A 21,830-nucleotide genomic window follows, 5' to 3' on the forward strand; every position below is an offset into this window, starting at 1 on the left:
CTTCCCACGGGCCCAAACGCGCCCGACACCCGCCGACAGCCACTTGCTGCCCACCCCGCACGCGCCAACCTGACCCGTTCCCCACGTTCCTGCCGCGTTCGACCATGGTCTAACCACCCATCCACCGCGAAGCAGGGTGGATGCGGCAAACTGAGGGGGAGAGGTCGCACCTTATGTTGCGACCGCACAACCCAAGTCCTGTTGCAAGTGAGGGTGCCATGGCCGATCTTTATCCCGTCAAGGCGGATTTTTCCGCCAAGGCGCGCATTGACAAGAACACGTACGAAACGCTCTACCGTGAGTCGATCGAGCACCCGGATGCTTTCTGGGGCAAGGCCGCGCAGCGCCTGCAGTGGTTCAAGCAGCCGACCACGATCAAGAACGTCAGCTACAACCTCGACGATTTCCGCATCAAGTGGTTCGAGGACGGCGAGCTCAACGCCAGCGTCAACTGCCTGGACCGCCAGCTCGAACAGCGCGGCGACAAGGTCGCGCTGCTGTTCGAACCGGACAGCCCCGACGCACCGTCGCAGGGCGTCACCTACCGCGAGCTGTATGAGCGCGTGTGCCGGCTGGGCAATGCGCTGCGCAACCTGGGCGTGCAGAAGGGCGACCGGGTCACCATCTACCTGCCGATGATCGTCGACGCCGCCGTGGCCATGCTCGCCTGTGCGCGCATCGGCGCGGTGCACTCGGTGGTATTTGGCGGCTTCGCGCCGAACTCGATCGCCGATCGCGTGATCGACTGCGCCAGCAAGCTGATCATCACCGCCGACGAAGGCCTGCGCGGTGGCCGCAAGATTCCGCTGAAGGCCAACGTGGATGCGGCACTGAAGCTGCCCGGCACCACCACCGTGGAGACCGTGCTGGTGGTGCGCCACACCGGCGGCGCGGTGGACATGCAGGCCCCGCGCGACCGCTGGTTCCACGATGTGGTCGATGCGCAGCCGGCGCAGTGCGAACCGGAGCGGATGAACGCCGAAGACCCGCTTTTCATCCTCTACACCTCCGGTTCCACCGGCAAGCCCAAGGGCGTGCTGCACACCACCGCCGGCTACCTGCTGTACGCGTCCTACACCCATGAGGCAGTGTTCGACCTGCGCGAGGACGACATCTACTGGTGCACCGCCGACGTGGGCTGGGTCACCGGTCACAGCTACATCGTGTACGGCCCGCTGGCCAACGGCGCCACGTCGCTGATGTTCGAGGGCGTGCCGAACTTCCCGAACACCTCGCGTTTCTGGGAGGTGATCGACAAGCACCAGGTGACCATCTTCTACACCGCACCCACTGCCATCCGCGCGTTGATGCGGGAAGGCGAGGCACCGGTGAAGCGCACCTCGCGTGCCTCGCTGCGCCTGCTGGGCAGTGTCGGCGAGCCGATCAATCCCGAAGCGTGGCGCTGGTACTACGAGGTGGTCGGCGACAGCCGCTGCCCGATCGTGGACACCTGGTGGCAGACCGAAACCGGCGGCATTCTGATTTCCCCGCTGCCGGGCGCGGTCGATCTCAAGCCGGGTTCGGCCACCCTGCCCTTCTTCGGCGTGCAGCCGGCGCTGGTCAATGCCGAAGGCGAGATCCAGGACGGCCCCACCGAGGGCAACCTGATCATCCGCGATTCGTGGCCGGGCCAGATGCGCAGCGTGTACGGCGACCACCAGCGCTTCATCGACACCTATTTCCGTACCTACCCGGGCAGCTACTTCACCGGCGACGGCTGCCGTCGCGATGAAGACGGCTACTACTGGATCACCGGCCGCGTGGACGATGTGATCAACGTGTCCGGCCACCGCATCGGCACCGCCGAGGTGGAAAGCGCGCTGGTCTCGCACCCGAAGGTGGCCGAAGCGGCCGTGGTCGGTTTCCCGCACGACATCAAGGGCCAGGGCATCTATGCCTATGTCACCCTGATCGCCGAAGAAACGCCGAGCGATGCACTGCACAAGGAACTGATCGCCTGGGTGCGCAAGGAGATCGGGCCGATCGCCGCGCCCGACCACCTGCAGTGGGCGCCGGGCCTGCCCAAGACGCGCTCGGGCAAGATCATGCGCCGCATCCTGCGCAAGATCGCCGAGAACGCGCCGGACCAGCTGGGCGACACCTCGACCCTGGCCGATCCGTCGGTGGTGGCGTCGCTGGTGGAAGAGCGCAAGGTGAAGTAAGGGTCGCCACATCGCATTCGCGCTGTCGCTCCCACGGTCTGCAGGCGGACCGTGGGCCCTTCTCACTCGCGCCCCGCCCCCTGACTCGGGGGTTGTCATCTCGATGCACTCGTTCCGTTACGTCGTGTTACCCCTTTCGCAACATGGCCCCCACCATGACAACCCTTCTGATTGCCGACGACCACCCGCTGTTCCGCGAAGCCCTTCGCGGGGCCGTGCAACGCGTCATTCCCGGCGTGCAGCTGTTTGAAGCCGACAGCGTGGAAGCGCTGTACCAGCTGGCCGACCAGCACACCGACGCCGACCTGGTCCTGATGGACCTCAACATGCCCGGTGCGCAGGGCTTCAACGCGCTGGTGCACATGCGCGCCCTGCACCCGCAGCTGCCGGTGGTGGTGGTGTCCGCGCGCGAAGAACCCACCGTGATGCGGCGTGCGCTGGACCATGGCGCATTCGGGTTCATTCCCAAATCCGCCGATTCGGACACCATCGGCCATGCGCTGGGCACCATCCTCGATGGTGAAACCTGGGCCCCACCGGAAGCACACAACGTGCCGCCGACCGGGCGCGAGGAACGCGAAATCGGCCAGCGCCTGCGCGAACTCACCCCGCAGCAGTTCCGAGTGCTGCAGATGCTGGGCGCCGGCCGGCTCAACAAGCAGATCGCCTACGACCTCAACGTGTCCGAGGCGACGATCAAGGCTCACGTCACCGCGATCCTGCGCAAGCTGGGCGTGACCAACCGCACCCAGGCCGTGCTGATGGCCGGCAAGCTGGCCATCGACGACGAACAGATCGTGTTGCCGCCGGAAGAGGATTGAGGGCGGCGGTTGCGTCAGGAGCAGCCGACCAACGGTCGGCTCTACCCGTCAAGGGAGCATGCAGGGGCGGCCGGTTGCATTTCCGCGTTGCGACGACGCGGTGTGCGTGATGTCCAGCCGGTAGGGTCGCGCCCCAGCCGACTGCCGGTGCGGCTCCCGCGTTCGATATCGGCATGACGTTTGAACGGCGCCGGCTGTGGCCTCTGCTTCGTTGAAGGTCATGCCGTTCCCGAACGCTGCACGTGTATCGGCAGTCGGCTGGGGCGCGACCCTACCGGCATCCAGGCAGGTTGGTGGTGGGTTCATGCGGCCGCTGCGTGGCGGTGCTGTGCGAACGGTGGGGAAATTGCGTGGTGGGCGGACAAGGGCAGCCGACCAACGGTCGGCTCTACCCGCCCCGGCTTATAGCCGGGGCTATGAAAGCCAGCGTTGCCTGCGCAATTGCCGGTAAATGATCGATCCGGTGAGCCCGGTGCTAAGCTTCGCGTCCCCTTGGGGAGTAGCCGGATTCCTGCTGCAGGAATCGCCCGCATCAACATACTCGGCCAGTGCGCCGTGGTGCGGGTAGCCATCGTGGTTGGCGAGACCAGCGGTCCGCGTGCGCAACGACAGGTTGGGCGCGTTCGCGGTCCGTTGCTCGCAATCGCCCGACCTGCCGTGTACCCCAATGTCTCCCCTTTCGATCCTGCTGATCGGCTTTGCCATGTCCACCGATGCCTTCGCCGCGGCGATCGGCAAAGGCGCGGCCATGCGCAAGCCACGCTTCCCCGATGCGCTGCGCGCCGGCCTCATCTTCGGCGTCATCGAAGCCATCACCCCGGTGATCGGCTGGTTGCTGGGCCGCGCCGCCCTGCAGTACGTCGAAGCGTTCGACCACTGGATCGCGTTCGGCCTGCTCGGTGCGCTGGGCGTGCACATGATCATCAACGGCATCCGGCCCGATGACAGTGCCGAGGACGAAGACACCAGCAAGCACCATGGTTTCTGGCGCCTGGCCGTCACCGGCTTTGCCACCAGCATCGATGCGATGGCGGTCGGTATCGGCCTGGCCTTCCTGGATGTCCACATCGGCGTGATGGCGCTGGTGATCGGTCTGTGCACCTTCACCATGGTCACCGCCGGGGTCATGCTCGGCCGCGTGCTGGGCAACATGGTCGGCAAGCGCGCCGAGATCATCGGCGGCATCATCCTGATCATCATCGGCTCGACGATCCTGTACGAACATCTCAGCGGCGCCATGGGCTGATGCGCCCTGCCCCACCGCCGCGCGGCTACATGTCGCCGCGCGGCGCGTGGAAGGCGGCCAGGAAGGCACGCAACGAGGCCGGCTTGATCGGCTTGGTCAGCAACCGGTAGCCGCGCTCGCGCGCCATCCGCTTCAGCTCATCGCGCCCGTCGGCGGTCAGCAACGCCCCCGGAATCGCGCGCCCGGCCTTGTCGCGCAGTGCCACCAGCGTATCCAGGCCGTCCAGCCGGTCGTGCAGGTGGTAATCCACCAGCATCACGTCCGGGTGCAGGTCCACTTTCTCCAGCGCCTGGTCCACCGTGCTGGCGGTGATCACCTCCACGCCCCAGCGTCCGAGCAGCGCGCGCATGCCGTCCAGGATTTCCTGGTCGTTGTCCACGCACAGCACCCGCATGCCGGCCAGTGAATCGGTCCGGGTCGGGGTGGGCGTCGGCGATGCCAGGGCCGACTGCGGCAGCACCGGCGCGTCCACCCGCGGCAGCATGATCGAGAACATGCTGCCGCTGCCCACCCGGCTGCGTGCGTTGAGCCGGTGGTCGAGCAGGCGCGAGATGCGCTGGCAGATCGACAGCCCCAGCCCCAAGCCCTGCTCGCCCCAGTCGAAGGGCTGCTGGTAGCGGTGGAACTCGTCGAAGATCTGCTGCATGTGGTGCTCGGGAATGCCCGGCCCGGTATCCCAGACCTGCAGCTCCACCTCGTTGCCACGGTGGCGCACCGCCAGCACGATCCGGCCCTGCCGGGTGTAGCGCAACGCGTTGGCCAGGAAGTTCTGCAGCACCCGGCGCAACAGCCGGCGGTCGCTGCGGATCCAGGCCGGGCGCGCGAACAGGTCCAGGCGCAACCCGCGCCCTGCCGCCACCGGCGAGTACTGCGCGGCCAGCTCGCGCATCAACAGGCTCACGTCGAAATCGCCGATCACCGGGTGCAGCCCGCCCGCATCCAGCCGCGACACGTCCAGCAGGCCGTCCAGCAGCTCCTCGGCCGCGCGCAGCGAGGCATCCACGCGCTCGGCCAGGTGGCGCTGCTCTTCGTTGTTGTGGTGGCTCTCGCGCAGCGCCGAAGCGAACAGCCGCGCCGCGTTCAACGGCTGCAGCACGTCGTGGCTGATCGCCGCCAGGAAGCGCGTCTTGGACTGCTGCGCCACCTCGGCCTCGTGCGAGCGCTCGGCCACGCGCTGTTCCAGGGTTTCGTTGGCTTCCAGCAGCGCTTTTTCGGCGTGCTTGTAATCGGTGATGTCGTTGTAGCTGGTGACATAGCCGCCGCCGGGCAGTGCCTGGCCACGCATTTCGATGACCTTGCCGTCGCTGCGGGTGCGCTCGAAGATGTGCGGCGAACCGGCCCGCATGTAGCCGATGCGGCGGTTGATCTGCACGTCGATGTCGCCCTCGCCCAGCTCACCGCGTTCGGCGTTGTAGCGGATCAGGTCGGCCACCGGGCGGCCCACGTAGAGCATGCCGTCGGGGTAGCCGAACATCTGCTGGTAGCGTCGGTTCCACGCGGTCAGGCGCATGTCCGGGTCGACCACGCTGACCCCGGCGCTGATGTTCTCCAGCGTGGTGGACAGAATCTCGCGGTTGAAGCGCAGCTCCTGGCCGGCTTCGTCCAGCACCGCCACCACTTCGCCCAGGTCCATGCCCGAGCCGCGCAGCAGGCTGGTCAGCAGCAGGCGCGCCGAGGCCGCGCCGATCGAGGCGGCCAGCAGGCGCTCGGTGAACTGCACCCAGGCCCGGTCCGCCGGCGCGGACGCCTGCAGCTCGCGGCCCATCGACTGGGCCTGCTCGAAGAACGAGCGCCGCGCATGGCGGTCGCCGACCACCCGCGAGGCCAGGGCCAGCAGGTCTTCAACGTGCACATGGCCCGGCCACGCCCCGGCCACCGACGGCCGCTGCGCATACGGGTCCAGGAACGGCGCCGCGCGCAGGCGTTCGTCCACGCCCGGGCGCCAGCGCACCGATACCAGCAGCATCGCTGCGGCATTGACCAGCAACGACCAGAACGTGCCGTGGGTCAGCGGGTCCCAGCCGCTCATGCCGAACAGGCGCTGCGGCCGCAACCAGTCGATGCCGAACGGCCCCTGCACCAGCCACGTCGCGTCCATCCAGCCGGCATGCGTCAGCGCCGGCAGCAGCAGCGTGTACACCCAGGTGGCGAAGCCGAGCAGCATGCCCACTTCCACGCCCCGTCGGCTGGCGCCGCGCCAGTACAGGCCGCCGATCAGCCCGGGCGCGAACTGCGCCACCGCCGCGAACGCCATCAACCCATACGAGGCCAGCGTGCTGTCATTGCTGCTGCCGCGGTAGTAGCTGTAGGCGGCCAGCGCCAGCAGCAGGATCGCGGTGCGCCGGATCCACAGCACCCGCGAGGCCACGTCGGCCGCTTCCTGGTGGTCGCCACTGCGGCGCAGCAGCACCGGCATCACCAGGTCGTTGCTGACCATGGTGGCCAGCGCGATCGAGGCCACGATGACCATGCCGGTCGCCGCCGAGAAGCCGCCCACGTAGGCCACCAACGCCAGGAACTTGCGGCCTTCGGCCAGCGGCAGGGCCAGCACCATGCTGTCGTCGGCGACGCTGCCGCCGGTGCCGAACAGGGTCACGCCGGCGGTGGCGATCGGGATCACCATCGCCGAGATGATCACCAGGTACGCACCGAACATCCAGCGCGCGCGGCGGATGTCACGCACGTCGCCGCACTCCACCACCGCCACGTGGAACTGGCGCGGCAGGCAGATGATGGCCAGGAAACTGAGCAGGGTCTGCGAGATGAACCCGACCGGCGGCAACCCGGCAAACAGCGTATGCGCCGACTCCAGCACCGCGTCGGTACGGTCGTTGAGCCACAGGTAGGCGAACAGGCCCAGCGCCACCATCGCGATCAGCTTGATCAGCGACTCCAGCGCGATGGCCAGCATCATGCCGTGGTGATGCTCGGTGGCATCCACCTGGCGGGTACCGAACAGGGTGGCAAACAGCGCCATCAGCAGCGCCACATACAGCGCCGGATCAGTGAAGAAACCGGTGGGCCCGACATTGCCGGTGAGCACCTGCAGGCTCATCGCCACCGCTTTGTACTGCAGCGCCAGGTACGGCACGATGCCGATCAGCGCGATCACCGCCACCAGCGCGGCCAGCCGCCGCGAGCGCCCGAACCGCGAGGAGATGAAGTCGGCGATGGACACCACATTCTGGCTGCGCGCGATCAGCGCCAGACGCTCGATGATGCGCCAGCCGAACAGCCACAGCAGCAGCGGCCCCAGGTAGATCGGCAGGTAACCGATGCCGTTGCGCACCGCCGTGCCCACCGCCCCGTAGAAGGTCCACGACGAGCAGTACACCGCCAGCGCCAGGCTGTAGACCACCGGCCGCAGCCACGGCCGGTCGGGGTACATCGGGCGACGGTCGCCCCACCACGCCACGCCGAACAACAGCGCGGCATAGGCCACCGATACCAACAGCAGGATCCAGCTGGAGACCACGAGGTGATTCCGTCAGGGTAAACAGCAGTAGATCACGACCGTTGGTCGTGATGGAAACATCGCCACCGCCCAATCGGCCGGCCGACCACAACGGTTGGCCGTGATTGCCGGCACCGTGCCCACCACCGGTGGGCACCTACCGGGGCGGTGACGCCCATCGCCCCACCGGACCGTTCACGCCCCACCCAACCGGTAGGTCACGACCGTTGGTCGTGACCCGCCCCGGCTCATTCCGCCGGAACGCCCATTTCCTTCAGCAGCTCGGGCGCCGGGTACACCTTGGCCAGCAACCAGCGCAGGTAGCGCATGTCCACGTGCACGGCGCGCTTGTAGCGCGGGTCGAACCACCAGCTGGCGCTCACCGATTCCCAGTTGCTGTCGAAGTTCAGCCCGATCAGCTCGCCCTTGGCGTTGAGCACCGGCGAGCCGGAGTTGCCGCCGGTGGTGTCCAGGTTGGTCAGGAAGTTGACCGTCTGGGTCTTCAGCACCGGGTCGGCGGTGGAGCCGAAGTCGCCCTTGGCGATCGCGGCCAGCAGCGGCTTGGGCGCGTCGAACGGATAGGCGTTGGTGTTCTTTTCCACGATCCCGGCCACGGTGGTCACCGGGTCGAAATGCACCGCATCGCGCGGCGACAGCGCTTCCACCTTGCCGTAGCTGATGCGCAGCGTGCGGTTGGCATCGGGGTACACCGCGCGCCCCTGCTTCGCGCGCCAGGCAAACAGCGCCTGCATATAGGCCGGGCGCAGGCGTAGCTGTTCACCGGCGCGGGCCTTGCTCTGGTCGTCCAGGCGCAGCTGCGCGGCCACCAGCGGGCCGGCCAGGTCGATCAGCGGGTCGCGCGGCAGCGGCTTGCCGTCCTTTGCCGCGGCAAACCGCGACAGGCGCTGGGCTTCCTCACCCAGCGTGGTGCTGGCATACAGGCCGCCCAGCGCCTTGGCCAGCGCCGCCGGGTTGCGCCCGAAGGCCGCGTCGAACTCGGGCACACGCTGTGCCTCGGGCAGCTGCTGGTAGCGGGTCAGCAGCGTGGTCAGCAGCGCCTTTTCCACCTCGGGCGAATAGCGACGCTGCACCTGCTTCAAGGTGCCTTCGATCAGCGCCAGGTCGCGCTGCTGGTAGCCGCTTTCGCGCTCGGCATCGGGCTTGGCCGATTCAATGCGCAGGCGTTCCAGGGTCAGCGCCGACCGCAGCAGCTGGCTCTGCGCCGACAGCAGGTCCAGCAACAGGTCGCGTTCACCCACCGACGCGCCCTGCGACAACGAGCCCAGCAGCGCCTGGATGTCGCCCTGGAATTGGGCGTCGGTAGCCTTCAGCATCGCGCCTTCATCGCTGGCGCGCTGGGCCTTGGCATCGCTGCGCAGCAGGCCTTCCAGCTCGCCGGCGGCGCGCTTGCGGTTGTTCTTCAGCGACTGCAGCTGCGAGGCGTAGCGGGTACGCGCCTGCGCATCCTTGGCGGTGGCCGCTTCGATGGTGTCGATCATCTGCTGGAACACCGCCACCCGGCGCGGCAGCACCGCGTCGATCTGGCTGGCGAACTCGGCGGCGGTACGGTGCCGGTAGGTGATGCCCGGGTAGCCGGCCAGCATCGCGTAATCGCCCGTCTTCGGCCCATCGATGGCCATCTTCAGGTGCGCCGGCGGCTGGTAGGGCACGTTGTCCGGGCTGTACGGGGCCGGCTTGCCGTCCTTGCCCACATAGGCACGCAGCAGGGTGAAGTCGCCGGTGTGGCGCGGCCACATGAAGTTGTCGATCTCATCGCCGTAGTTGCCGATCGCACGCGGCGGCGCGTACACCAGCCGCACGTCGCTCAGCTCCAGCTGGCGGATGCGGTAGAAGTCGGTGCCGTAGTACATGTCGGCCACGCTGCAGCGCACGTTGCCTTCCTTCTCGCAGTCGGCCACCAGCTGCTTGCTGGCACGGTCGACCGCATCGAAATAGGCGCGCCCGGTCTTGCCGCGCGCGTCGCGCAGCACCTCGTCGGTGACCTTGTCGAAACCGGTGGTGACCAGCACGCGGAAGTCCGGGTTGGCCGCGCGTTCGTCGCTGCGGCCCTGGGCGATGAAGCCGTTGTCGATCAGGTTGTGCTCGGGCGAGCTGTTGTACTGGATCACGCCCATCGCCACGTGGTGGTTGGTGAGCAGCAGGCCGTCGGCGGACACGAACGAACCGGTACCGCCACCGGCACGCACCACCGCGCTCAGCGGCGGCGCGGTGACGTTGGCCAGGTCGGCCGGGTTGCCCTTGAAGCCGGCCGCCTTCAGCGGCTTGGCCAGGTCCGGCAGCTGGGTCGGCATCCACATGCCTTCATCGGCGTGGGCGCCGGCGGCGAGGGTCAGGCCAAGGGCCAGGGCGGCGGTCAGGGGTTTACGTGGCGACATGGGCACTTCCGGTACGTCAGAACAGCCCGGGACCATAGCCGCTGCGCCCGGCAGGGGCAACGGCCGATGGTTGGGCAGGCACCGGCATCACGACCAACGGTCGATGGTGGGCAAGCACCGGCATCACGACCAACGGTCGTGATCTACTTTTCTTTTCGCCAGTTCAACGACCCCCGGTTTTCCACCGTGCTCGATTCCACTTCCACGTCGAAGCCACGCCGCAGCAGGTATTTCAGGGTCAGCACCGAGCCGCTGCCGACCAGCGACACGCCGTAGCCCACATACAGCTTGGGCGAGATGTACTTGCCCACGCCGATCACCGAGCCGCCCAGCGCGCGCGACTGGCTCACCCCGGCATCGTCCAGGCCGAGCTTGGCGCCCAGCTGCGAGGCCAGCAGGCCGCTGCCGGCCGAGATCGCCGCCGAGGCCGCGTTCACCTGCTGGGCCTGGTCGCTGCTGGCGCCGGTCAGGCTGCGTCCCAGCACCAGGTAGGCCAGCGCCTCGGACTGCGACATCGCCGGGGTCGACCACACATCCACCCGCGGCGACTGCGCACGGCCGCTGACATCGATACCGGCCACCACGTCGCCGATGGTGCGTTCGGCGCGGATGTTGATGCGCGGATCGGCCACCGCGTTGTAGTTCCAGCTGAGGTTGCCGCGGGTGATGGTCAGGTCCTGGCCATAGGCCTTGTAGCGCCCGCTGACTTCCAGCCCGCCGTTGGCCGTCATCTCCCGGCCCGGGCGCGACCACACCTGCATCTTGCCGCCCAGCGCGCCCTTCAGGCCGAAGCCGCTCATCTTGACCTTGTCGCCCAGGCTGACGGTGAGGTCCATGTCCAGCGGCGAGGTCGGGGTTTCTTCCGGATCCACCGGGTCCAGCACCACCACGTCCTCGGACACGGAGGTACCGCGGTCCAGGCGTTCCAGGTCGAGATCGGCCTCGGGCACATGCACGCTGCCCCGCAGCTGCATGGCGGTGCCGGCCAGGGTGAAATCAAGATTCGGGTTGGCGATCACGCGCAGTTCGGGGGTATTGGCCAGCAGCACGTTCTCGCCGTGGATGTGCAGCTGCAACGGCTGCGCATCGCCGAACCAGGACAGCCCGCCATCGACGAACAGCGTGCCCTGGCCCGAATTGGCCTGCGCGGCGATCTTGGCCGAGCCGTCGGGCTGTGCGGTGAAGCTGCCCTTGCCTTCATCGAAGGTCAGGCCCAGCGCCGGGAACTCGCCCTTGAACTTGCTCAGCGTGGCCTCGCCGCCCAGCGACGGCGTGCCGCGCGTGCCACGCAGGCTGACGTGGCCTTCGATCAGCCCGGTCGGGCGCACGATGTCCGGCGAGAACAGCTCCAGCCAATACAGCCGCGCAATGTTCATGTACAGCTCGCCGGTGAGCGGCGCATTGGCATCCCACCCGGTCTGCACCTTGGCATCGACGAAGCCGTCGCCCTGGAAGCCGACGCCGAGCTTGGCGTTGATCTGCGCCTGGGTCATTTCCACGTCGGCGGAGAAGTGGTCGTAGCGCACCAGCTCGCCGCGTGCGTTGTCGCCCAGGCGGATGCCGCCCTCCATCGAGGCCACCTTGAAGTTGCCTTCAAAGGCATTGCCACGCGGACGGATGCGGCCGTCCAGGGTCAGTTCGCCACGCAGGTACATGCGCCGCCCCGATTGCGGCGGCAACCACGGCTGCACCAACGCCAGCGGCAGTGCATCGCCCCGCACCAGCAGGCCTTCGCGCGGCCAGTTGGCGCTGGCGCACAACGCGCCGCCGGTGGCCGCGCCCAGGCAGGCATCGCTTAGGGTGAAGTTGCTGCCCTGCACGCCGAAGGTGGCCGGCGCACGCAGGCTCCACGCATCGCCCTTCACCGGCGCGATGCGCAGGGCGGTGAGGTCGCCGCGCCAGGCCTGGCCCTGCTGGCGCACGCCACCGCTCAGGGCGACCGCGCCCAGTTCGTTCCTGGTCTGCGCATCCAGGCGCAGGTTGGACAGGCTGCCGCGCGCATCCACGTTGAGCGTATCCAGCAGCATGCCCACCTGCACCTTGCGGCCCTGCACCGCCAGCGTGCCGCTGTCGCCCTGCCACGGCAGGCGACCCTTGATGCTGATCGCCTCGGCGCTCCAGTCATTCCAGCGCAGGCCGTTGCCCACCAGGTCGGCGCTGATGTCCGGCGCGGTACGCGGCCCCTTCACCAGCACGTGGCCGCGCAGGCTGCCGGTGCTGCCCGGCAGCAGGTCGTCCAGGTTCACCGGCTCCAGCTGCGCGTCGATATCCAGCCGGTCGCCCACCGAGCCCTTGGCCGTCAGGCGGCTGTTGCCCACCGCCAGTTTCACGTTGCCCTCGCCCTGCTCACCGCGCAGCGCGAACTTGCCCTGTGCATCCACCGTGCGCTTGCGCAGCATGCCCTTGATCCCGGGCACGTCCACGGTGGCTTCGTACGCGCCGGCGGTACCGGCCGGGCTGCCAGCCGGTGGCGGCAACTGTCGGCCCTTGGAGGCCAATGCGCCGGACAGCTTGCCGTCCCAGCCCGGTGCGAAATAGCCCGGGTCGAACCCGGCCAGCTTGGCGGCCACGTCCCAGTCCAGCTGCGGTGCCCACGCCACTTGGCCGGTGACGTCCAGCGACCCGCCCGGGGTACTGGCCAGCAACTGCTTGATCGACGCCGCCTGGTCGTTGCCGCGCACATCGAAGGTCAGGTCGGCGGTCTGTTTTTCGCGCTCCACCGAGGCATTGCCCACCGCCGCCCAGTTCTTGAGCGTGCCGGCCAGGCCCATCCGCGCCTCTTTCAGCGTCACCGGCACCGGCGCGGCGGCGCCGGCGGTGGTGGTGTCGGCGGCCGGCACGAAGGTCAGGTCGTTGGCCACGATCGAGAAGCGCAGGCTGGCGTTTTCCTTGTCGGTGAAATCTGCCTTGCCCTGCAGGCGTGCCTGGCCACCGAAGGCCTTCACCTGCAGCGGCGCCACGGTCAGCACCTGGTCGGCCAGGCCTACCTTGGACGGTGCCAGTTCCACCGCGATGTCGCCCTGCTTGAAGCTGCCCTGCAGGTTGGCCTGGCCGCCCTTGCCGTCGGCCTTGAAATCCAGCGCCATCGGCGTGCTGGCGCTGGCATCCATGCCCGGTACCAACAGCGACAGATCCAACTCACGGGTGCGTGCGCTGGCCGTCCAGACCGGGTCGCTGCGGCCGTCGAACACCACGCTGGCCTGCAGCGGCGCCGGCGCGTTGCCGGCTACGGCCACTTCCATATGGCCCAGGTCGCCGCGTGCCACCAGGCCCAGCCGCGCGGGCGTGCGCCCCAGCGGCGCCGGCAGGCGCGCACCGATGGTGATGTCGGTGTCGTAGTCGCTGCGTGGCAGGTAACGCCCGTCCACGCGGAAGTAGCCCAGGTCGCTGTCGATCTTGAGCTGGCTGGCGCGGAATTCGCCATTGGCGATTTCCACCCCGCCGCGCAGCGTGGCGATGTCGATCAGCGGCTGCTGCGCCTGGGTGATGCGGAAGCCATCGATGATGATGGTGTCGGCCTGGATCGCCAGCGGCATTTCAATCTGCGGCAGCGAGTCCGGCCAGGACGGCAGTTCGAACGGCTCATCGCTCTTGGCCAGGTTCAGCGAGGCGTTCTTGAGCTGCAGCGCGTCCAGCTGCAGCTTGCGCCCCAGCAGCGGGCGGATGTCCGGATCGAGGTAGGCGCGCTCGGCGGTGAAGTGGATATCGTCGTAACGGAAATCCAGGTCATGCAGCACCAGGGGCCCGGCGACCGGGCCATCGACCTTGCTCCAGGTCAGCGTGGCGCCCACCGGCAGCCGCGCCACCACCTGGGCCAGCAGCACGTCGCGACCGGCCACGGTCTGCAGCAGCCAGTACACCAGCAGCAGCGCCAGCAGCACCAGGCCCAGCACGGTGAAGCCGGACCACGCCCAGAAGCGGCGCTTGCGGTAGAAGCGCACGCGCGGCGGCGGCGGCGTGGCGGGTGCGGACGGGGTCGGCGTGCTCACAGGTCCGCTCCGATGTTCAGGTACAGCTGGAACTGCGAATCCGGGTCGTTCAGGCCGTGCGCGATATCCACGCGCACCGGGCCCACTGGCGATTTCCAGCGCACGCCAAAGCCCACGCCGGTGTGCAGGTCGATGGTGTTGTCGAACGCGCTGCCGGTGTCGACGAATACCGCCGCGCCCCACGGGCCGCCCTTGAAGTAATGCTCATACTCGGCCGAGCCGACCACCAGGTTCTTGGCGCCCAGTGCGAACTTGTCCGGCGCCGGCGTGCGCGGCCCGACTTCGCGGAACGCGTAACCGCGGATGCTGCGATCGCCACCGGCGAAGAAGCGCAGGCTGGGCGGCATCGCCACCAGGTCACTGGTCCAGGTGGTGCCGCCTTCGCCGCGCAGGATCAGGCGGTCGCTGTCGCCGATCGGCACGTACCAGCGCAGCACCATGTTGGCCTGCACGAAGCTGGTGTCCGAGCCCACGCCTTCCACGCCACCGCGGAGCGTCGCGCTGCCACTGATGCCGCGGCGCGGGAACAGCTCGTCGTCCACGTTGACGTAGTCGGCCACCAGCTGCGGGTAGACCAGGGTCGAGGTGGTGTAGAGCGCATCGTTGAACTCGGTGCCCGACGCGTAGCGCCAACGCTCGCGCAGCGCGTTGATCGAGGCGATCGCCGTCCAGTGCTCGTTGATTTCACCGCTGCGGCTGGCCGACAGCTTGAAGTTGCGCAGGTCGATGTAATCGGTCTGCTCATCGTAGGCACTGGCGGTGAAGGCGTACCAGCCATCCAGCCAGGCGAAGGCCGGAATGCGGTAGCTGGTGACCAGACTCTTGCGCTTCTGCGCATAGTCCAGCTGGGTGTTCATTTTGTGGCCGCGGTTGTTCAGGAACCGCCGTTCCAGACCGCCGCGCACACCGGCGCCACTCTCGCTGCCGTAGCTCAGGCCGGCGGTGTAGATCGACCGCTTGGCCCGGGTCAGGTTGACGTCCACCGGCACGTCGCCGTTGGCATCGGCCTGGTCCGGGCGGGGCTGGATGTCGATCACGCTGAAGTAGTCCAGCTTGGTCAGCGACTCGCGCAGGCGGTCCAGCTTGCCTTCGTGGAAATAGCTGCCCTTTTCCCAGTACACCAGCGGGTCGAACAGCTTGTCGACGAAATAGTCCTGGTGGAAGCGGATATCGCCCATGTTGTAACGGCGGCCGCTGTCCCAGGTCAGGTCGATGTCGGCGGCATTGTCGGCACGGGTAACCTGCACCTGGCGCTGGGTGTAGTCGGCATCGAAATAGCCGCGCTCGGCCAGGCGCCGGGTCACGGTGATCTTGCTGGCTTCGTACTGGGTATGCTCGAAACGCTGGCCCTTGCGCGGCTTGAACTTCTCCAGGTCTTCCTGGAGGTACTGGTCCAGCTGCGCCGGGCCGGTGATGTCGATGTGCTCGCGCCGCACCAGCGTCGGCGGGCCCTTGTCGACCTGGATCACCACCCGCAGATTCTCGCCCTCGCGCGGGCTGTCCACCTTGATCACCGGGTTGTAGTAGCCGAACGGCTCCAGTGCTTCCCGGGTCTGGCGCTCGGCCTGGGACAACAGATACTCCAGCCGCGACTCGCCCTGGGGCTTGCCGATGGTGTCGTACAGCGACAGCGAGACCTCGATGTTCTCGATCATCTCGGCGTCGTCGCCCTTGTCCAGTCCTTTGATTTCCACCTTGTCGATGGTTCCGCGGGCGTGTGCCACCGAGGCGGTGACCAGCGACAGGAACATCAGGGGAAGGGCGTAATTCTTTGGCTGCATGGGGACAGCATAACGGGCCATTGCGAGCATGCGAAATCGGCGGGGCTGTTTCAGAATGACGGTGAAGGCCCCGTTAAAATCGCGCAGAACATCGGCTACGTCGTTTTCAAGCGGATCGATGCCGACACCTCGCCGGACAGATCCGTCCGCACGCGCGTGCGGCACCGCCCACGCGGCCGACACCCGCGCTCATGACAGGCCTGAAACGCAGAAGGCGCGAGCGGCCGGGGCCGTCGCGCCTTCTGCATTACCACCGGCGGGCAGGGCTGCCCGCCACGCCTCAGCTGGACAGGTGCTCGATCGCCGCCACGCTGCCCAGGCGGTCGCCCAAGCGCTTGAGCAGCGCCAGGCGGTTGCCGCGCAGCGCCGGGTCCTCGGCATTGACCATCACCGCATCGAAGAACGCATCCACCTGCGGGCGCAGGCGCGCCAGGCGGTTCAGCACGCTCACGTAGTCCTTGTGGTGCAGGCTGGCGTTGCTGTCGTCGATGGCCGCTTCCACCGCCTCGGCCAGTTCGCTTTCGGCCGGCTCGGCCAGCAGCGCCGGGTCGACCATGCCGGGAATGTCGCCCTCGGCCTTGCGCAGGATGTTGCGGATACGCTTGTTGGCCGCGGCCAGCGCATCGGCTTCGGGCAGGGCCGCGAAGATGCCGATGGCGTCGATGCGACGGTCCAGGTCATACAGCGACGCCGGCTTCAGCTCGGCCACCGCGTTGAAGTGCGTGGCCGGCACGCCCTTGTCGGCGTAGTAGCCACGCAGGCGGTCCAGGATGAAGTCGTACAGCTCCTGCGGCAGCGCGTCGGTCTTGCGCTCGGCACTGGGCTGCACGGCGGCCGGCAGGCCGGCCAGGGCGCTGTCCACCAGCGCGCGCAGGTCCAGGTCGAACCCGCTCTCGATGATCGTACGGGCCAGCCCCAGTGCATTGCGGCGCAGCGCGAACGGGTCCTTGTTGCCGGTCGGCTTCAGGCCCGCGGCGAACCCACCGGCCAGGGTGTCCAGGCGTTCGGCAATGGCCAGCACCTTGCCCAGCGCCGACAGCGCGATGTCATCGCCGCCGAAGCGGGGCTGGTAGGCCTCGTCGATGGCCAGCGCAACCTCGGGCGACTCGCCGCCGGTCAGCGCGTAATGCCGGCCGGCGATGCCCTGGAGCTCCGGGAACTCGTTGACCATGCGCGACTGCAGGTCGTTCTTGGCCAGCAGCGCGGCACGCTTGGCCAGCACCGGGTCGGCGCCCACCTGCGGGGCGATCACCCCGGCCAGCGCCACCACGCGGCCGACCTTGTCGGCCACGCTGCCCAGCTTGGCCTGGTAGGTCACGGTCTTCAGGCCGTCACCCATCGATTCCAGGCCCTGCTTGAGGTCTTCGTCGAAGAAGAACTTGGCGTCGGAGAAGCGCGGGCGGATCACCCGCTCGTAGCCCTTGGACACCTCGTTCACGTCCTTGGATTCGATGTTGGCGATGCCGATGAACTTCTCGGTCAGCTTGCCGCCGGCATCGAGCACCGGGAAGAACTTCTGGTTGATCTCCATGGTTTCGATCAGCGCTTCCTGCGGCACCGCCAGGAATTCGCGCTCGAAACTGCACAGCACCGGTGCCGGCCATTCCACCAGGTTGACCACCTGCTGCAGGTTGTCCTCGGTGATCCGCGCCTGGCCACCGGCCGCGGCCGCGGCAGCGTTGACCTGCTCGACGATGCGCGCACGGCGCACGTCGGCATCCACCAGCACGAAGGCGGCCTGCAGCGAACTGATGTAGTCCTCCGGCGAGGACAGCCACACGGTCTTGTCGTGCATGAAACGATGGCCGCGGCTCATGCGGTCGGCCTTCAGGCCCAGCACCTCGGCCTCGATGATCTCGGTACCGTGCAGCAGCACCAGCCAATGCACCGGACGCGCGAAGCCATAGGCATGGCTGCCCCAGCGCATCGGCTTGGGGATCGGCATGGCCGCGATGGCCTCGCGCAGGATCTCCGGCAGCAGCGCGGCAGTGCGCGCGCCCGGGGTGGTGGAACGGTGCACGAAGCGTTCGCCCTTGGCGTCGCTGGTGCGCTCCAGCGCGCTCCAGTCGATCCCGGCCTTGGCCGCGAAGCCCTGCAGGGCCTTGGTCGGCTGACCCTCGGCGTCCAGCGCGATGTTCAGGTACGGGCCCAGCACTTCGCTGTGCTGTTCGGGCTGTTCAACGGCCACGCCGGGCAGCAGCACGGCCAGGCGGCGCGGGGTCGACAACGGCTTGGCATCGCCGCGTTCGATGGCCACGCCACGCTTGGCCAGGCCATCGACCACGCCATCAAAGAAAGCCTGGGCCAGGCCCGGCAGCGCCTTCACCGGCAATTCTTCGGTGCCCAGTTCAATCAGCAGCGGCAGCATCGTGCTCATGCCTGCACCTCCTTGGCGGCGACGGCTTCGAGGCGCTTGGCCTCGTACAGCTTGGCCACCGCCTGGGCCAGCGCGCGCACGCGCAGGATGTAGCGCTGGCGCTCGGTCACGCTGATCGCACGGCGCGCATCCAGCAGGTTGAACGCATGGCTGGCCTTGCACACCTGCTCGTAGGCCGGCAGCGGCAGGCCCACATCGACCAGCGTCTGCGCTTCTTTTTCGCAGGCATCGAAGCGGTGGAACATTTCCTCCACGTCGGCGTATTCGAAGTTGTAGGTGCTCTGCTCGATCTCGTTCTGCAGGTACACATCGCCGTAGGTGACCGGGGTGCCATCCGGACCGTAGGTCCAGATCAGGTCATAGACGTTGTCGCAGTTCTGCAGGTACATGCACAGGCGCTCCAGACCGTAGGTGATCTCGCCGAGCACCGGCTTGCACTCCAGGCCGCCGGCCTGCTGGAAATAGGTGAACTGGGTGACTTCCATCCCGTTCAACCACACTTCCCAGCCCAGGCCCCAGGCGCCCAGCGTCGGCGACTCCCAGTTGTCCTCGACAAAGCGCAGGTCGTGCACCAGCGGGTCGATGCCCAGCGCCTTGAGCGAATCCAGGTACATTTGCTGGATGTTGTCCGGGCTGGGCTTCATCGCCACCTGGTACTGGTAATACCGCTGCAGGCGGTTCGGGTTTTCGCCATAGCGGCCGTCGGTGGGACGGCGCGAGGGCTGCACGTACGCGGCATTCCAGCTTTCCGGACCGATCGAGCGCAGGAACGTGGCCGGGTGGAAGGTGCCCGCACCGACCTCCAGGTCCAGCGGCTGGATCAGCACGCAGCCCTGCTGCGCCCAATACTGGTTGAGGGTCTGGATCAGGCCCTGGAAAGTGATGGCAACGTTCGTGGTGACGGACATGCGGCGGATTCTTGCCTGCAGGAGGGGTGCGCTAGTATAGCCAGCGACCGCGTTGCCGCCTTCCGGACGGCCCACCCCATTACTGCGCGCCTGGCGCGCTTCGAGGACTTTGGCGGATGGATCAGCGCCCACCGGTACCTTTCGCCCCTGCCACAGGCCCGGGGCCGGCCGCGCCAGTGCCGTTGCCGCCGGGTCGGCTCGGCTTCGACCAGGTGGCCGCCGCGCTGGTGGCCGATGGCCTGGTGGCCGAGGTCGACCTGGAGCGCATCCGGTTCTCGGCCCAGGGCGCGCGCAATGCCAGCGAGGTCCATCCGCTGGTGCTGCTGGCCAACCTGAAACTGGCCGCCGCCGGTGGCGGTGAACTCGGACTGGAACGGCTGACCGAATGGCTGGCCACCCGCACCGGCAGCCGCTACCTGCGCATCGACCCGACCCGGGTGGACGTGGCCTCGGTGACCGCCGTGGTCTCCCATGCCTACGCACGCCGCCACCGCTTCCTGCCGCTGGCGGTGGACGCCGAGCGCCTACTGGTGGCCACCAGCGAGCCGCTGGTGCAGGAATGGCTGCGCGACCTGCAGCACCTGACCCGGCGCCGCATCGAGCTGGCGATGGTCAACCCGCTCGACCTGCACCGTTACACCATGGAGTTCTTCGGGGTCACCCGCTCGGTGCGCGGCGCACGCGGCGACGTGCGCGGCGAAACCAACGGCACCCTGCCCAGCTTCGAACAGCTGGTGGAACTGGGCCGCGCCGGCGACGTCAACGCCGACGACCAGCACATCGTGCACATCGTCGACTGGCTGCTGCAGTACGCCTACGAACAACGCGCCTCGGACATCCACCTGGAGCCGCGCCGCGACATGGGCCGCATGCGCTTCCGCATCGACGGGGTGCTGCACAAGGTGTTCGAAGTACCGCCGGCGGTGATGACCGCCGTGGTCAGCCGCATCAAGGTGCTCGGGCGCATGGACCTGGCCGAGCGTCGGCGCCCGCAGGACGGTCGCATCAAGACCCGCTCGCCGGGCGGCCGCGAGGTCGAAATGCGCCTGTCCACCATGCCCACCGCGTTCGGCGAGAAGTGCGTGATGCGCATCTTCGACCCGGATGCGGCCTTCAAGAGCATCGACCAGCTCGGCTTCAGCCCGCAGGAAGCGGCCGGCTGGACCGCCCTGGTCGAGCGCCCGCACGGCATCGTGCTGGTCACCGGCCCCACCGGCTCGGGCAAGACCACCACCCTGTATTCCACGCTCAAGCGGCTGGCGCACCCCGGACGTGAACGTGTGCACGGTGGAAGACCCGATCGAGATGATCGCGCCGGAATTCAACCAGATGCAGGTGCAGACCAACATCGACCTGGATTTCGCCAGCGGCGTGCGCACCCTGCTGCGGCAGGACCCGGACATCATCATGATCGGCGAAATCCGCGACCTGGAAACGGCACAGATGGCGGTGCAGGCTTCGCTCACCGGGCACCTGGTGCTGTCCACCCTGCATACCAACGACGCGCCCTCGGCGATCACCCGCCTGCTCGATCTGGGCGTGCCGCACTACCTGCTGGCCTCCACCCTCAACGGCATCCTGGCCCAGCGCCTGGTGCGTACCCTGTGCCCCAACTGCAAGGTGCCGCGCCCGCTCAGTGCCGCCCAATGGGCGGTGCTGGCTGATGCCGATGAAGCATTACCTGAGTCACCCACGCCATATGCACCGGCCGGTTGCATCGACTGCCGGCGCACCGGTTACCTGGGTCGGGTGGGGCTGTATGAGTTGCTGCCATTGGGTTCGCGCCTGCGCAGCCTGATCCGCGCGGACATGGATCTGGCCGCGTTCAACCGTGCCGCGCGTGCTGAAGGGGTGCGAACCCTGCGCCGCGCGGGACTTGAAAAGGTGGCCGCAGGGCTGACTACAATCGAGGAAGTCCTGTCAGTGCTGCCGCCCCCGGATGAATTCCGCCCCGTTCCTGATTCTTGAAACCGGCCAACCCGTCGCCTCGCTGCGTCGTTACGGGCGTTTTCCGCATTGGATCCGCGTGGCGGCCGGGCTGGACGCCGACGAAACGGTGGTGGTGGATGTCGAACACGGCGGCGCCCTGCCCGACCACCGCCACTTCGCCGGGGTGATCGTCACCGGCTCGGCCGCCTACGTCACCGACCGCGCCGACTGGAGCGAGCGCAGCGCACAGTGGCTGCGCGGCGTGGTCCACGACGACCGCCCGGTGTTTGGCATCTGCTACGGCCACCAGCTGCTGGCGCACGCCCTGGGCGGCGAGGTGGCCTACAACCCGGCCGGCCGCGAGTCCGGCACCATCGAGCTGGCCCTGGACCCGTCGGCCAGCAGCGATCCGCTGTTCGCCGGGCTGCCCGAGCGCTTCCCGGCCCACGCCACCCACATGCAGACGGTGCTGCGCGCACCGGAGGGCGCGTCGATCCTGGCGCGCTCGGCGCAGGACAACTGCCACGCCTTCCGTTTCGGCCGCCAGGCCTGGGGCGTGCAGTTCCACCCGGAGTTCGCCACCCACCACATGCGCGGCTACGTGCGCGCCCGCGCCGAATGCATCCGCAGCCACGGTGGCTGCGCCCGCAGCGTGGCGCGCGGGGTCAGCGCGGCGCCGTTGGCGCGGCAGCTGCTGCGCCGTTTCGTGCGCCAGGCCCGCAACGCCTGAGCCGCGTCCCGGGCACTGCGACGCAGCGTCCCGGCAT

Annotated in this window: 10 protein-coding genes and 1 pseudogene; 5 read left to right on the forward strand and 6 right to left on the reverse strand. The window is 68.1% G+C overall.

What is annotated here, in order from left to right; all coding sequences use genetic code 11:
• Window positions 1–218 precede the first annotated feature (218 nt).
• From acs to ACZ0AE_RS19885, 3 genes are all read left to right on the forward strand, one after another.
• The gene (acs, locus tag ACZ0AE_RS19875; RefSeq protein WP_448134759.1) at window positions 219–2,162 is read left to right on the forward strand and encodes an acetate--CoA ligase; all 1,944 of its coding nucleotides are present in this window, start codon (window positions 219–221) and stop codon (window positions 2,160–2,162) included.
• A gap of 155 nt (window positions 2,163–2,317) precedes the next feature.
• Window positions 2,318–2,983, forward strand: a complete 666-nt coding sequence (locus ACZ0AE_RS19880; RefSeq protein ID WP_038685440.1) for a response regulator transcription factor — start codon at window positions 2,318–2,320, stop codon at window positions 2,981–2,983.
• A 667-nt stretch (window positions 2,984–3,650) separates the two neighbouring features.
• Window positions 3,651–4,229, forward strand: coding sequence for a manganese efflux pump MntP (locus ACZ0AE_RS19885; protein WP_038685438.1), 579 nt, complete (start codon window positions 3,651–3,653; stop codon window positions 4,227–4,229).
• 25 nt (window positions 4,230–4,254) lie between these two features.
• On the opposite strand, the gene ACZ0AE_RS19890 is transcribed toward ACZ0AE_RS19885, so the two are convergent.
• The 6 genes from ACZ0AE_RS19890 to glyQ all read right to left on the reverse strand — a co-directional run bounded on the left by ACZ0AE_RS19890 (window position 4,255) and on the right by glyQ (window position 19,134).
• On the reverse strand, window positions 4,255–7,704 hold the full coding sequence (locus ACZ0AE_RS19890; protein WP_448134760.1) for a hybrid sensor histidine kinase/response regulator: 3,450 nt from the start codon (window positions 7,702–7,704) through the stop codon (window positions 4,255–4,257).
• Window positions 7,705–7,931: 227 nt separating this feature from the next.
• Window positions 7,932–10,079 carry a S46 family peptidase gene (locus tag ACZ0AE_RS19895; RefSeq protein ID WP_463601978.1) on the reverse strand — a complete coding sequence of 716 codons (2,148 nt, stop codon included), beginning with the start codon at window positions 10,077–10,079 and terminating at the stop codon, window positions 7,932–7,934.
• 143 nt (window positions 10,080–10,222) lie between these two features.
• On the reverse strand, window positions 10,223–14,068 hold the full coding sequence (locus ACZ0AE_RS19900; protein WP_463601979.1) for a translocation/assembly module TamB domain-containing protein: 3,846 nt from the start codon (window positions 14,066–14,068) through the stop codon (window positions 10,223–10,225).
• Window positions 14,065–15,849, reverse strand: coding sequence for an autotransporter assembly complex protein TamA (locus tag ACZ0AE_RS19905; RefSeq protein ID WP_185753416.1), 1,785 nt, complete (start codon window positions 15,847–15,849; stop codon window positions 14,065–14,067). Before ACZ0AE_RS19905 ends, ACZ0AE_RS19900 begins: the two co-directional genes overlap by 4 nt.
• Before the next feature lie 280 nt (window positions 15,850–16,129).
• Entirely contained in the window at window positions 16,130–18,226 is a 2,097-nt protein-coding gene (glyS, locus tag ACZ0AE_RS19910; protein ID WP_463601980.1) for a glycine--tRNA ligase subunit beta, read from the reverse strand.
• Window positions 18,223–19,134 (reverse strand): glycine--tRNA ligase subunit alpha, encoded by a 912-nt coding sequence (gene glyQ / locus ACZ0AE_RS19915; protein ID WP_463601981.1) that lies wholly within the window; start codon window positions 19,132–19,134, stop codon window positions 18,223–18,225. The genes glyS and glyQ overlap by 4 nt, the downstream gene beginning before the upstream one ends.
• 116 nt (window positions 19,135–19,250) lie before the next feature.
• Here glyQ and ACZ0AE_RS19920 point away from each other — a divergent pair.
• Window positions 19,251–21,102: pseudogene (locus ACZ0AE_RS19920) on the forward strand (GspE/PulE family protein).
• Window positions 21,074–21,793, forward strand: a complete 720-nt coding sequence (locus tag ACZ0AE_RS19925) for a glutamine amidotransferase (RefSeq protein WP_038685423.1) — start codon at window positions 21,074–21,076, stop codon at window positions 21,791–21,793. The pseudogene ACZ0AE_RS19920 and the gene ACZ0AE_RS19925 overlap by 29 nt, the downstream one beginning before the upstream one ends.
• The last annotated feature ends 37 nt before the right edge of the window (window positions 21,794–21,830 follow it).

The sequence above is a fragment of the Stenotrophomonas sp. AC248 genome (genome assembly GCF_979258185.1).